11 protein-coding genes are annotated in these 13898 nt (G+C 69.8%); 1 reads left to right on the top strand and 10 read right to left on the bottom strand.

Going from position 1 to position 13898, the window contains the following annotated elements:
* A complete protein-coding gene (locus tag AOM45_RS34635; protein ID WP_030471757.1) occupies positions 1-1326 on the bottom strand; it encodes an MFS transporter in 1326 nt (441 codons plus the stop codon).
* Positions 1327-2064: 738 nt separating this feature from the next.
* On the opposite strand from AOM45_RS34635, the gene AOM45_RS34640 reads away from it, so the two are divergent.
* On the top strand, positions 2065-3345 hold the full coding sequence (locus AOM45_RS34640) for an IS4 family transposase (protein WP_236703929.1): 1281 nt from the start codon (positions 2065-2067) through the stop codon (positions 3343-3345).
* Between the two features lie 400 nt (positions 3346-3745).
* Here the strand turns inward: AOM45_RS34640 and AOM45_RS34645 are convergent, their stop codons facing one another.
* The 9 genes from AOM45_RS34645 to rimP all read right to left on the bottom strand — a co-directional run bounded on the left by AOM45_RS34645 (position 3746) and on the right by rimP (position 13796).
* A complete protein-coding gene (locus tag AOM45_RS34645) occupies positions 3746-5047 on the bottom strand; it encodes an MATE family efflux transporter (protein ID WP_030472884.1) in 1302 nt (433 codons plus the stop codon).
* Positions 5048-5554: 507 nt separating this feature from the next.
* Positions 5555-6688, bottom strand: coding sequence for an ROK family transcriptional regulator (locus tag AOM45_RS34650; protein WP_030472883.1), 1134 nt, complete (start codon positions 6686-6688; stop codon positions 5555-5557).
* On the bottom strand, positions 6685-7671 hold the full coding sequence (locus tag AOM45_RS34655; protein ID WP_030472882.1) for a DHH family phosphoesterase: 987 nt from the start codon (positions 7669-7671) through the stop codon (positions 6685-6687). Before AOM45_RS34655 ends, AOM45_RS34650 begins: the two co-directional genes overlap by 4 nt.
* A gap of 126 nt (positions 7672-7797) precedes the next feature.
* On the bottom strand, positions 7798-8247 hold the full coding sequence (gene rbfA, locus AOM45_RS34660; protein ID WP_030472881.1) for a 30S ribosome-binding factor RbfA: 450 nt from the start codon (positions 8245-8247) through the stop codon (positions 7798-7800).
* A 13-nt stretch (positions 8248-8260) separates the two neighbouring features.
* Positions 8261-8557, bottom strand: coding sequence for a DUF503 domain-containing protein (locus AOM45_RS34665; protein WP_030472880.1), 297 nt, complete (start codon positions 8555-8557; stop codon positions 8261-8263).
* Positions 8558-8628: 71 nt separating this feature from the next.
* On the bottom strand, positions 8629-11808 hold the full coding sequence (gene infB, locus AOM45_RS34670; RefSeq protein ID WP_030472879.1) for a translation initiation factor IF-2: 3180 nt from the start codon (positions 11806-11808) through the stop codon (positions 8629-8631).
* Positions 11809-11895: 87 nt separating this feature from the next.
* Positions 11896-12144 (bottom strand): YlxR family protein, encoded by a 249-nt coding sequence (locus AOM45_RS50020; protein ID WP_382374053.1) that lies wholly within the window; start codon positions 12142-12144, stop codon positions 11896-11898.
* 117 nt (positions 12145-12261) lie between these two features.
* Positions 12262-13275 carry a transcription termination factor NusA gene (nusA, locus tag AOM45_RS34675; protein ID WP_030472878.1) on the bottom strand — a complete coding sequence of 338 codons (1014 nt, stop codon included), beginning with the start codon at positions 13273-13275 and terminating at the stop codon, positions 12262-12264.
* Positions 13272-13796: a ribosome maturation factor RimP gene (rimP, locus tag AOM45_RS34680; protein WP_030472877.1), complete on the bottom strand. Its 525-nt coding sequence runs from the start codon at positions 13794-13796 to the stop codon at positions 13272-13274. Before rimP ends, nusA begins: the two co-directional genes overlap by 4 nt.
* Between the last annotated feature and the right edge of the window lie 102 nt (positions 13797-13898).

The following is a 13898-nucleotide window of genomic DNA, read 5'->3' on the forward strand; positions in this document are numbered from 1 at the left end:
TTAAGCGACGCGCAGAGCGTCCCAACGACGACGCCGCAACTGCACCGGCACGGTCTCCCCGCGCTCCTCGGCAGCGAACACCGCGGCCCGCGCCCGCCGCCACCACACGAGCATCCGCCACCCGCCGAACGCGAGCACCGCCACCAGGAAGCTGAAGGCGACCCGAAACGCCGTGGCAGGCGCCAACACGCCCTCGACGAGGTCCAGCAACACACCAACCCCGAGCGCAGCCACCGTCACCGCGAGAAACCCACCCACGTTGACCAGCCCACTGGCCGTGGACTGCCGGTGCGAGGGGTTGTAGTCCCGCGCCAACGCGAACGCGACCCCGGAAATCGGCCCACCAACCGTCAGCACCAAGAACACAACGGCGATAACAGGCACCGGCACGTGCCCACCGGGCCACAACAACAACACCGCCCACCCAGCAAGCGCGAACGCCAGGAACCCACCCGCAATGGGCATCCGCCACTCAGGATTGCGCGAGAACAACGCCCCGATCACCGGACTGGCCACAATCGCGCCGATGACCAGCAACCCGAGCGTGGACGACGCGGCCTTGGCCGACATGCCCTGCGCCTGCACGAGGTACGGATACCCCCACAACAACCCGATCACAGCAGGCGTGGACATGGTGCTGAAGTGAGCCCAGAACCCGAGCCGAGTCCCCGGCACACTCCACGCCGTCCGAACCTTGGGCCAAATCTTCCGCAAGGGCACGACCTCGGGCTTGGGCGCCACGAACCCGGCAGGCACGTCCCGCAACCGCCAGAACGCCACACCCGAGTAGGCGGCAGTAACCGCCCCCGCCACGAAGAACGCCCAGGTCCACCCCACAGACCCGAGCATGAGCGTCAACGGCACAGTGGCCACGAGGTTGCCAACCCCGCCCAACGCAGCCGTGATCGCCACGACCAACGAGTACTGCCGAGGCGGAAAGTGCGCGGCCACGAGCCGAATGACGCTGATGAAGGTCATCGCGTCGCCCATCCCCAGCACGGCCCGAGCAACCAGCCCAAGCCCGTACGAGTCGGCAACAGCGAACAGCAACTGCCCGGTCCCCATGAGCAACGCGGCGGCAGTGAGCACCCGCCGAGGCCCAAACCGGTCGACGAGCAGCCCAGTAGGAATCTGCATCAGGGCGTAAACCCCGATCTGCAACACGGTGAACACCCCGAGCTGCGCGGGCCCGAGCCCGAACCGCTCACTGGCCTCCAACCCGGCCACACCCAGCGTGGTCCGGTGAAACACAGCGGCGAAGTAGACGAACACAGCGGTGGTCCAGATCAGCCACGAGGTTCGGGTGGCGCGATCGACCGACGGCAAGACGCACTCTCCCAGGTCGGAGGCGAGCAGATATTAGTTACATCGCCTAAACAACCTTCTTGGTAACGATTCCATGCCGTGAGGTCGACCACAGCCTCCAACCAGCCACAACGCCCGTACCCCCCGCTCACATCGCCAGGCCGCCGGGCGGCAGCGACGCGAAGCAAGGCGGCGAGGCGCGAAGCCGGGCGAGCCGTGCGAGGCCGGGCCGGGCGAACCGAGCCAGGCGGGAAGTGACGAGGCGGGGCGAACGGAACACGCAAGGCAGGGCGAAGGCCAACGCACATGGCGGCCCCTGACGCGAGCGGCGAGGCCGAAGGCCAGCCGCCCCAAGGCGAGGCCGAAGGCGAGCCGAAGCGATGGCGGAGCCGAGCAGTTCTTGGCAAACAACGCTGGTGGGGTGGTCCCGTCACGAGTCGTGCCACAGCTCAGGCCGCGCCCGAGAGGTCAGGTCAAGCCGACACGCTTTTAGTCGGCTTGACCTGACCTCTCGGGTGTGGCTCGCTCTGGCGCGACTCGTGACGGGACCACCCCACACACCGCAACCCACCTACGCAACAGCAAGCCGCCCGAAGCAACCGGCGTGCCATCAGCCTGCCGACGGCGCTGGACCGGTCTTTGATCAGATTGGCGGGGTCTGGGGCCAATGCCACGTAGCTTAAGTTGATCTTGGTGGTGTGCTGGAGGTTCGGCGTGGTGACGTGATCATCACGCGGAAGGCTGGCACGGTCTGTGGTCGTGACTACGGCTGTGGCCTTACCGGATCAGGTGTCGCTGGGTGTGCTGGTCACGGCGGTGCCGCGGGACGCGGTGGACGAGGCGATCGCGGCGTACGGGGCGGGGGCACGCCGCTCGGATGGGAAGCTGCCGCCGCATGTGGTGGCGTATCTGACGATGGCGTTGTGCCTGTTCGGCGACGATGACTACACCGAGGTCGCGGCCAAGGTGACGGGGTCGCTGGACCGGTGGGGCTGCTGGGATGCCTCGTGGACGCCGCCGACCTCGAGCGCGATCACCCAGGCCCGCAAACGACTCGGCCCTGCCGTCTTTCGTGAGATTTGCGAGCGGATCTGCGGCCCGGCGGGCGGCGAGCCCGGGCCGATGGCCGGGCTGCTGGCGACCGGCCGGGCACGCGGGGCGTGGCTACGGGACTGGCGGCTGGTGGCCATCGACGGGTTCGAGGCCGACCTGCCCGACAGCGAGGCCAACGCCGCCGAGTTCGGCTACGCCGGCACCGGTGAGAGCCGCTCGGCGTTCCCGAAAGCACGGGTGGTGACACTCACCGAGTGCGGCACGCACGCCTTCCTCGCCGCCGAGATCGGCACCTACGCCACGAGCGAGAAAGCGTTGGCGGGCAAGCTGTATCCACGGCTGCAAGCCGACGAGTTGCTGACCGCGGACCGCAACTTCTACTCCTGGCCCGCCTGGGAGACCGCCGCCGCCACGGGGGCGGCGTTGTTGTGGCGGGCACCGACCCAGCTGGAGCTGCCGGTGGTACGGGTCCTGGCCGACGGCACCTACCTGACCATGCTGTCCAACCCGAAAACCCACAAACGTGAACGACGCGACCGAGTGACCGCCGCCGCCCGCGCCGGACACGCCATCCACCCCAGTGACGGCCAGTGGGCTCGCGTGATCGAGTACGACGTGCCCGACCGGGACGGCAACGGCACCGGCGAGATCATCACCCTGCTCACCACCATCCTCGACCCCGCCGCGGCCCGCCCGGACGAACTGGCCGACGCCTACCACCAGCGATGGGAACACGAAACCGGCAACGACCAGGCCAAAACCCACCTCCGCGGACCCGGCCGCATCCTGCGCTCCCGGCTACCCGAACTGGCCTACCAGGAGATCTGGGCCTGGCTGATCACCCACCACGCCATCACCACACTGATCACCCAGGCCGCCACCGCCGCCGAGCTGGACCCCGACCGGATCTCCTACACCCAGACCCTGCGCCTGATCCGCCGCACCGCCACCGGCACAGCCACCATTCCCCCCTCAGGACTGGACTGACCACCTACCCCGCATCCTCGACCGCATCGCGGGCATGCGCATCCCACCCCGCCGGCACCGCACCTGCCCCCGCGCCGTCAAACGCATGCGCCACAACAGCTACCGCGTCAAACGACACGACGAACCCGCCAGCACACGCCACCCCGGACCCGCCACCATCCGGTTCTACTTCCTTCAACCGGACACAGCAAGATCAACTTAAGCTACGCGGCATTGGGTCTGGGGCAGAGCTCCCAGAAAGCAACAGGCACGCCAGCACGCAACAAGACCACCTACGAACACAAAACCGGCAGCCGCCAACGCAACAGGGGGACGACCTACGAAACCCAGGCGGACCTAAGGCGGACCCCAGGCGGACCCAAAGCGACCCCAGGCAGACCCAAGACGACCCAACGCGGCCCTACCGAACCGCCCCAACAACGGCCCACTCCCCAGACCGAGCCCTCCACACCACAGCGCCCAACCGCAACACCATGAACGCCGACAACCCAGTCCAAATCCCAACCAAGCCCCACCCGAAAACGTACGAAGCCCAAACCAGCGGCAAGAACCCCACCACCGCCGCCCCCAACGTCGCAGTCCGCATGAACCGAACGTCCCCGGCCCCCAACAGAACCCCGTCCAACGCGAACACCACGCCAGCAACCGGTTGCAGCGCAACAAAAAACCACCAAGCGTGCGGAATCTCCGCCAACACCCCAGCATCCGAAGTGAACGCCCGCGGCAGCACAGAAACCAGGCAGGCGAACAAAACCCCGAGCCCCACGCCGAAAACCAGCCCGTACCGAGTGACCTGCCAGGCCAGCCGCTCAGCCTGCACTCGCCGAGACGCCCCCAACGCGGCCCCCACCAACGACTGCGCGGCGATCGCCAGCGAATCCAGCACCAACGCCAGGAACGTCCACAACTGCAACACGACCTGATGCGCCCCCACGGCAGCAACGGACGTCCGCGCCGCCACCGAAGCCGCACTCACAAAGCACGCCTGGAACGCCAAACTCCGCAACACCAGGTCACGCCCCATGCCGAGCTGCGCGCGCATGGCACCCCAATGCGGCGCCAACGGCACCTTCTCCACGAAAAGCGCGCGCACGAAGAGCCCCGCCGCCAGCACCTGCGCCACCACGTTCGCGATGGCCGACCCCTCAAGGCCCCACCCCGCGCCGTACACCAGCGCCGGGCACAGCACGGCGCTGATGCCGTTGCCGATCAGGATGTAGCGCAAAGGCCGGCGGGTGTCCTGGACGCCGCGCATCCAGCCGTTGCCGGCCATCGTCACGAGGATGAACGGCGCCCCGAACAACGCGATGCGCACCCACTCCACCGCGGCGTCGGCCACCGCACCCTCCCCAGCCAGCAGCGACGCCAGCGGGCGCGCGAACAGCTGACCCAGCACCACCACGAGCAGGCCCGCCGCGAGCGCCAGCCACGTGGCCTGCACGCCCTCCTCAACGGCGTCGATGCGGCGGCCGGCGCCGTGCAGGCGAGCCGTGCGTGCGGTCGTGCCGTACGACAGGAACGTCAGCTGCGTCGACACCTGCGTCAGCAGCACCCCGCCGAGCGCCAGGCCAGCCAGCGGCAGCGCGCCCAAGTGCCCGACGACGGCCGTGTCGACGAGCACGTACAACGGCTCGGCAGCCAGCACGCCCAGCGCCGGCACCGCCAACCCGATCACCCGCCGCGCGGGAACCCGATCCTCCACAGGCCGAACCTAGGCGTTCCTGGGACGCTGTCCATCTGTTTAGCGATGGAAAGCACTCCCCTCCTGGCAGCTCCTCACGCTCGGCCGTGTCCACCCTCACGCCCTGCCGGATCGCTCACCCGCGCCCCATCGAGTCACTCAGCCGCGCCCTGCCAGGTCGCTCCCCCACGCCGCACCGGGGCACTCTCCCATGCCCGACCGACTCGGCCACCCAAGCTCGACCGGCCCACCTACCCAAGCTCGACCGGCTCGCCCACCCATGCCCGACCAGGTCTGCCGCCATGCCCGACCGGGCCACCCGCCCAAGCCCGACCGGCTCGCCCACCCAAGCTCGGCCGGTTCGCCCGCCCACGCCCAACCGGTCCGCCCCGCTCCACCGGGTCCGCTCACCCCAACGCTCTCCCGGTTCGCTCCCCCGCGCGCTTCCTCGATACGCGAGGCGCGCGTAACAGCGTTTCAGGACCTCCAGCGGCCCTGAACCACCCGATCGAGCGACAAAAACGCCACCTACGCCCGCTGCGGCAGCCCGAACACCTGCTCGCGCGCGACCGCCAGCGCCGAGTGCAGCGCCCCCGCGCGGACCGGGTTCGTGGTGATCTGCGCGAGGTGCACCGGTGTCCGCGGCACCACCAGCTTCAGCAGCTCCGCCGACACCAGGTCGCACAGCGTCTCGCCACCGGCCTGCGCCACCCCGCCGGAGAGCAGCACCAGTTCCGGGTCGAGCACGCACACCACGTTCGCCAACCCCAAAGCGATCCTACGGGCGAGGTCCGACAAAAACGCGCGTCCCTCGGTTCCCGAGGTCAGCGCGTGGGCGACGGCTTCCAGACCCGACGACGCCGAGATCCCGTGCGACGCCGCGAGCGCCACGATCGCGTCGCTGTCGACCTGGTCGCCGTAGCGGCCGCCGGGGACCTGCATCGAGTCGATCTCGCCTGCGCCGCCCGTGACACCGCGCAGCAGCACGCCGTTGACGACGACCGCCGACCCGATCTCGTCGGCCGGCCAGAACAGCACGAAGTTCCGCACGCCCACCGCCCGGCCGGAGCTCATCTCCTCCAGTGCGGCGAGGTTGATGTCGTTCTCGATCGACACCGACGTCCCCAGCAGCTCGCGCAGGGTCGCCGGCAGGTCGACGTCCACCAGGCCCGGCAGGTGCGGCGCGAAACCCAGGTGCCCGGTCGACGGGTCCACCGCGCCGGGCGTGCCGACCACGACGTGCGAGAGCGCGTCCAGGCGGAGACCCGCGAGGGCCGCCGCCTTCTGCACGGTCTCCCGGAACGCCTGCAGCGTGTTCTCCTTGGGCATCGGCGCGCTGTGCTCCGCGAGCAACGAGCCCGTGATGTCCGCGATGACCACGTCGATCAGGTCCGCCGACAACGCCACGGCCGCGACGTGCCCCACCCCGCCGTTGACCGCCCACATCTGCGCGCGCGGGCCGCGCCCACCACCACGCAGGCCGGTGCGGACGACCATGCCGTCCTCCTCCAGCCGCGCCAGCAGCTGGGCGGTCGCGGGCTTGGAGAGGCCGATGACCTCCTCCAGCTCGGCCCGCGTCATCGCACCGCTGCGCAGCAACGTCTCGATCGCGGCCCGGTCGTTGATCTCCCGCAGCAGCCGCGGGCTTCCTGTCCTCGTCATGACCCCACCCGCTCCAACGCGCCCTTGAGCGCGGCGACGACCTGCTCCGCGGGCCCGTCGAAGGTGAACCCGGCCGCCAGCCGGTGCCCACCACCGCCGAGGACCTGCGCCACCTCGCGCACGTCGACCCGGCTCACGGCCCGCAGCGACACCGACCAGAAGCCGGGTCGCAACTCCTTCAACACGGCGGCGACCTCGGCCTCGGAGGCGGATCGCACCACGTCGATCACGCTCTCCACCTCCTCGCTGCGCACGTCGCGCGCGTCGTCCAGCCCGACCACCGCGTGCACCAGCCCGAGGCCTCCCGCCGCGCGCTGGTCCAGTTCGGCCCTGCCCAGCACCCGCGACAACATGCCCAGGTACGCGAACGGATGCGCGTCCATCAACGGCCGCGTGACGCTGTAGGCATCCACTCCGGTCTGCAGCAGCCGGGCGGCCGTCTCGTGCGCAGCCGGTCCCGCCTTGCGAAAGCCCCCCGTGTCCGTGACCAGCCCCGCGTAGATGCACCGCGCGATCGGCTCGTCGATCTCCACGTCCATCTCGTCCAGCAGCTTCAACGCGATGAGCGCCGTCGCTTCCGCGTGCTCGTCGATGCAGTGCACCGTCCCGTACCGCGTGTTCGACACGTGGTGGTCGACGACGATGACCGGACCCGTGCACCGCTCGACCCTGCCGGCCAGCGGCCCGAGTCGCTGCAGGCTGCCCGTGTCCATCACGACGAGCAACGACGGCTCCAGAGGCACCTCGTCGCGGTGGACCAGCAACCCCGCCGTGTCCAACGCCTTCAGCGACTCCGGCACCGTCTCGGGCTCACCGAACGCCACCCGCACCGCGACCCCGCGCCGGTGCAACGCGAGCCCCACCGCCAACGCGCTCCCGAGCGTGTCCGCATCGGGGTTGATGTGACTCAGCAGGGTCACGTCGCGGGCGTCGGCCAGCAACCGCGCGGCCTCGGCAATGGTGGTGCTCAGGTCGTCTGCCACAGGGAGACGTTAGCTGTTCAGGGTCCCGATGTGCTGCAGGGCACCCGCGACCAAGACCATTTACCTCTGGCACGAGGTGAACGGCCCAACCGCGGGTGCCCCGAACAGTGCTGTGTGGACGGTGCGTCAGTCCTCGTCCTCGTCCTCGCGCGGCGCCTTGTACGGATCCGCCTCGCCGGCAGGAGACGCCCCGGCGGCCAGCCTGGCCACCTCGGCGTCGGCGGCCTGAGCCTTGGCCAGCAGCTCGTCCATCTTCCGCGCCGCGTCGGGCACGGTGTCGGTCATGAACGTCAGCGTCGGCGTGAACCGGACGCCGGTCTGCTGCCCGACCATGGAACGCAGGACGCCCTTGGCCTTCTCCAGCGCCGCCGCGGCACCGGCGAAGTCGGGCTCGGAGTCGAGCCGCTCGCCCAGCACCGTGTAGTACACGGTCGCGTCGTGCAGGTCGCCGGTCACCTTGGTGTCGGTGATGGTGACCCGAGCCAGACGCGGGTCCTTGACCTCGTGCTCCAGAGCCGAAGCAACGATCTGCGAGATCCGCTTGGCGAGCTTGCGGGCACGTGCCGTGTCGGCCACGAGCCTCCCCTTCCTAGTCGTCCTCCGGCCCGACGAGACGCGTCCGGGCGGAGAGCAGTTCAAGTTCGGGACGTCCGGCGACCAGCCTTTCGCAGGCTGCCAGGACTTCCCTGACGTGCTCGGAGTCGGCGGCGACAGCCGCCACCCCGATCAGGCTGCGCCGGTGCAGGTCGAGATGACCGGCCTCGGACACAGCTACCTCGAAGCGCTTGCGCAGCTCCGCCACCACGGGGCGGACCACCGAGCGCTTCTCCTTCAACGAGTGGACGTCACCGAGCAGCACGTCCAGTTCCAGAGCCCCCACGTACATGGGCAAGATCCTCCAGAAGAAAAGGGTGCGGAGCCACCGGTTAAAACGGCTCCGCACCCCTCATCGACCGACTAGGCGCGCGGCTTCTCGCGCATCTCGTAGGTCTCGATGACGTCTTCCAGCTTGAGGTCGCTGTAGTTGCCGAGCGTGAGACCACACTCGAAACCTTCACGGACCTCGGTGGCGTCGTCCTTGAACCGCTTGAGCGAGCTGATCGGGAGGTTCTCCGCGATCACCTTGCCGTCACGGATCAGGCGGGCCTTGGCGTTGCGACGGATCTCGCCCGACAGGACCATGCAACCCGCGATCGTGCCGACCTTGGAGGACTTGAAGACGTCGCGGATCTCGGCGCGGCCGAGCTGGACCTCTTCGTACTCCGGCTTGAGGAGACCCTTGAGGGCCGCCTCGATCTCGTCGATCGCCTGGTAGATGACCGTGTAGTAGCGGACGTCCACGCCCTCGCGGTTCGCGAGCTCGGTCGCCTTGCCCTCGGCCCGGACGTTGAAGCCCAGGACGATCGCGGAACCGGCCACGGCGAGGTTGATGTCGCCTTCGGTGATGCCACCGACACCGCGGTGGATCACGCGCAGCTCGACGTCGTCGCCGACCTCGATCTTCATGAGCGCGTCCTCGAGGGCCTCGACGGTACCCGAGTTGTCACCCTTGATGATCAAGGTGAGCTGGCTGGTTTCCTTGAGCGCCGCGTCCAGGTCCTCGAGGCTGACGCGCTTGCGCTTGGCGGCGTTCTGCGCGTTGCGAGTGCGGGCCTGGCGACGCTCGGCGATCTGGCGAGCGACGCGGTCCTCCTCGACCACGAGGAACGTGTCGCCGGCGCGCGGCACCGACGTCAGACCGATGACCTGCACCGGACGCGACGGGGTCGCGACGGTGACGTCGTCGCCGTGCTCGTCGACCATGCGGCGGACGCGACCGTACGCGTCACCCGCGACGATCGAGTCACCCACGCGCAGCGAGCCGCGCTGGACGAGGACCGTGGCGACCGGACCGCGACCGCGGTCGAGGTGAGCCTCGATCGCGACACCCTGGGCCTCCATGTCCGGGTTGGCCCGGAGGTCCAGCGAGGCGTCGGCGGTCAACAGGATGGCCTCGAGGAGACCGTCGATGTTGATGCCCTGCTTCGCGGAGATGTCGACGAACATCGTCTCGCCGCCGTACTCCTCGGCGACCAGCCCGTACTCGGTGAGCTGCTGGCGGATCTTGGAGGGGTTCGCACCCTCCTTGTCGATCTTGTTCACCGCGACCACGATCGGCGCCTCGGCGGCCTGGGCGTGGTTGATCGCCTCGACCGTCTGCGGCATCACGCCGTCGTCAGCGGCGACGACGATGACCGCGATGTCGGTGGAGTTCGCACCACGGGCACGCATGGCGGTGAACGCCTCGTGACCTGGGGTGTCGATGAAGGTGATGAGGCGCTCGTTGCCCTCGAGCTCCGTCTCCACCTGGTACGCACCGATGTGCTGGGTGATGCCACCGGCCTCGCCCTCGTGCACCTTCGCCTTGCGGATGGTGTCGAGGAGTCGCGTCTTACCGTGGTCGACGTGACCCATGACGGTCACGACCGGCGGGCGAACCTGCAGGTCGTCCTCGTCACCGGCGTCCTCGCCGTAGGTGATGTCGAACGTCTCGAGCAGCTCGCGGTCCTCCTCCTCGGGGGACACGACCTGCACGACGTAGTTCATCTCGGAGCCGAGCAGCTCCAGGATCTCGTCGGACACCGACTGGGTCGCCGTGACCATCTCGCCCAGGTGGAAGAGCACCTGCACGAGCGACGCCGGGTTGGCGTTGATCTTGTCGGCGAAGTCGGTCAGCGAGGCACCGCGCGGCAGGCGGATCGTCTCGCCACTGCCCTTGGGCAGGCGGACGCCACCGACCGAAGGCGCCTGCATGTTGTCCATGTACTCCTGGCGCTTCTGCCGCTTGGACTTGCGTCCACGACGCGCCGGACCACCCGGACGACCGAAGGCACCAGCGGTACCGCCGCGACCAGCGCCGCCGCCACCGCCACCGGGACGGCCGCGGAAACCGCCGCCACCACCGGCCGGGGCGCCGCCACCGGCACCGCCACCACCGCCGGGACGGAAGCCACCGCCTCCGCCACCGCCGCCACCGGGACGGAAGCCGCCACCGCCGCCTCCGCCGCCACCGCCGCGGAAGCCACCGCCACCGCCACCGCCGCCACCGCCGCGGAAGCCGCCACCGCCGCCGCCACCACCGGGACGACCGCCACCGCCACCGGGACGGCCACCGCCGCCACCAGGACCAGGACGGTTACCACCGGCCGGACGGCCCGGCATCATGCCGGGGTTCGGGCGAGGAGGCATGTTGCCCGGGTTCGGGCGAGGACCGCCCTGACCGGGAGCGGGGCGCGGACCACCCTGACCGGGCGCGGGACGGGGACCGCCCTGCGCGGCAGCCGGACGCGGACCACCCTGACCGGGAGCGCCACCGGGACGGGGGCTCGACGGACGCGGGTCGCCGGGCTTCGGGCCGGAGGGGCGGTCGCCCTGCTCCGGACGCGGGCCGGGACGAGGTCCCGGACGCGGCGAGGGGGCGTTGCCGCCACCGACACCGAACGGGTTGTTGCCCGGACGCGGGGCACGCGGGCCTGCAGGCTTGGGAGACTGCGGGCGCGGCGGCACCACGGACGGGGACTGCGCACCAGCGGACGCGGCCGGAGCCTGCGGCTGCTGGGACTGTTCAGGCTGCTGCTGCGGAGCCGGGCGCGGGCCCGGACGCGGGCCACCCGGCTTGGCGCCGGGAGCCGGAACGGCCTTGGGGGCTGCCGGAGCCGGCGCGGCGGGTGCCGCTGCGGCCGGAGCCTGGGTCTGAGAGGGAGCCGGTGCGGGCGCCGCGGGAGCCGGAGCCTGCGCGGCAGGAGCTGCCGGTGCGGGCTTCGGGGCCGCCGGACGCGGAGCAGCCGGACGCGGGCCGGGCACACCCTTGGGGGCGGCCGGCTTGGAGTCGGACGCCGCCGGCTTGGACTCCGCCGGTGCGGCGGGCGCTGCGGCGGCAGCGGGTGCCGGAGCCTTGGGCTTCGGAGCGGACGGCTTGGGAGCCGGCTTCGAGGACTTGGCTTCGTAGGCGTCACGAAGCCGCCGGGCCACGGGGGCCTCGACGGTCGAAGACGCGGACTTCACGTACTCGCCCTGTTCGGCGAGCTTGTTGAGAACTTCCTTGCTCGTAACACCGAGCTCTTTCGCGAGCTCATGCACGCGGGCCTTGCCTGCCACTGCTCTCCTTGGTCGTGAGGCCGGCGGGCAAGTCCCATCGACCTCGTCTTAACGTCGCGCGTTCATGTCTTCAGCTTCACGGCTGACTCATGACGGGTCGACCTGCTTCCTTGTTGCTTGCTGGCCACGGGGCTGTCCCGCGGCCAAGTTCCCGTGCTGCTCCAGGTGCTCGCGCAACAAAGCGACGTCGAGTGCTCCCTGGACCCGGAGGGCCCGCGAGAACGCCCGTCGCCGCTCGGCGTTGCGCAGACATTCGAGATCGAAATGCAACCAAGCACCCCGACCAGGAAGTCGCCTGCGGACGTCCGGAACCACCGAACCGTCCACCGCGACCACACGCAGCAGCTCAGAGGGCAACGTCCGGGTGCGGCATCCAATGCACGTGCGAACAGGGCCGATGTGTTGGGTGACCGGACCCGACGTTGAACCGTTGATAAGTCTATCCCCTGGAGCTCATTCGGCCGAACTGGATGTGACTGCTCCGGCAGCCGGAGACTCCGCGTCGCTGCGGATGTCGATGCGCCAGCCGGTCAGGCGGGCGGCCAGGCGGGCGTTCTGCCCCTCCTTGCCGATCGCCAGCGACAGCTGGAAGTCGGGCACCACGACACGGGCCGTCTTGGCACGCTCGTCGAGCACCCGCACGGACACAACCTTCGCAGGTGACAATGCATTCCCGACGAAAGTTGCCGGGTCGTCCGAGAAGTCGATGATGTCGATCTTCTCGCCGCCGAGCTCGTGCATCACGTTGCGCACGCGGGCACCCATCGGGCCGATGCAGGCGCCCTTGGCGTTCACTCCGGCAACCGTTGATTTCACCGCGATCTTCGAACGGTGACCTGCCTCACGTGCCACCGCGGGGATCTCCACGGTGCCGTCCGCGATCTCCGGAACCTCGAGGGCGAAGAGCCGCCGCACGAGGTTCGGGTGCGTCCGCGAGAGAGCGATCTGCGGTCCGCGCGCACCGCGGGACACGCTCACGACGTAGCACTTGATGCGCTCACCGTGGTTGTACTGCTCGCCCGGCACCTGCTCGGCCGGCGGCAGCACGCCCTCGGTGTCGCCCACCTGGACGACGACCATGCCGCGGGCGTTCGCGCGGGCGTCGCGCTGCACCACACCGGCGATGATCTCGCCCTCCTTGGCGGCGAACTCGCCGAAGGTGCGCTCGTGCTCGGCGTCGCGCAGGCGCTGCAGGATGACCTGGCGCGCGGTGGTGGCGGCGATGCGGCCGAAGCCTTCCGGAGTGTCGTCCCACTCCTCCTGCACCACGCCGTCCGGCCCCAGCTCCTGCGCGAGCACGCGCACGACGCCGGTCTTGCGGTCGATCTCCACCCGCGAGTGCGAGTGGTGCCCTTCGGTGTGCTTGTAGGCGGTCAGCAGCGCTGACTCGATCGCCTCCAGGACCGTCTCGAAGGGGATGTCCTTTTCACGTTCGATCGCCCTCAGGGCGGCGATGTCGACGTTCACCTCGGCTCCTCCTTCGGTGCTTTCCGAGTGAGCCGAGCCAGTTCCTCGACCGGCGGCTGCTTGAACTCGATCTCCATGACCGCGCGTTCGATGTGGCGGTACTCCACGCGCCGCAGCTCGCCCTGGTGCAGCAGCTCGACCCCGGTCTCGTCGCACTCCCCGACCCGGCCGAACCACTCGACCTGCTCGGGCTGCTTGATCTTCACGAGACGCAGGTGCGCGCGCTTCCAGTGGCGCGGGCGGGTGAGCGGGCGGTCGACACCCGGCGAGGTGACCTCGAGGGTGTACGGCCCGTTGATCAGGTGGTCGTGCGCGTCGAGCGCGGCGGAGACCACGCGGCTCGCCTCGGCGACCTCGTCGAGCCCGATGCCGTCCTCGCCGTCCACGACGACCTTGACCAGACGGCGGCGCCCAGCCTGATTCACGTCGAGCGCGTCGAGGTCGAAGCCGACGGCTTCGAGAGCTTCCCGCACAACGGGTGCTAGCTGCGCGGAAAGCTCTCCGCGCGGCGGGCTGGACACGTGGTGTCTCCTTCAGTTCGAACGCATGAAAACCCCGGCCGACGCGAAACCCGGCGGCCGTGGACGCCAAGACTATCTCGTTCGCCCGCCTCCCACCGACCC

It is taken from the genome of Lentzea aerocolonigenes (genome assembly GCF_000974445.1).
GTDB lineage: Bacteria > Actinomycetota > Actinomycetes > Mycobacteriales > Pseudonocardiaceae > Lentzea > Lentzea aerocolonigenes.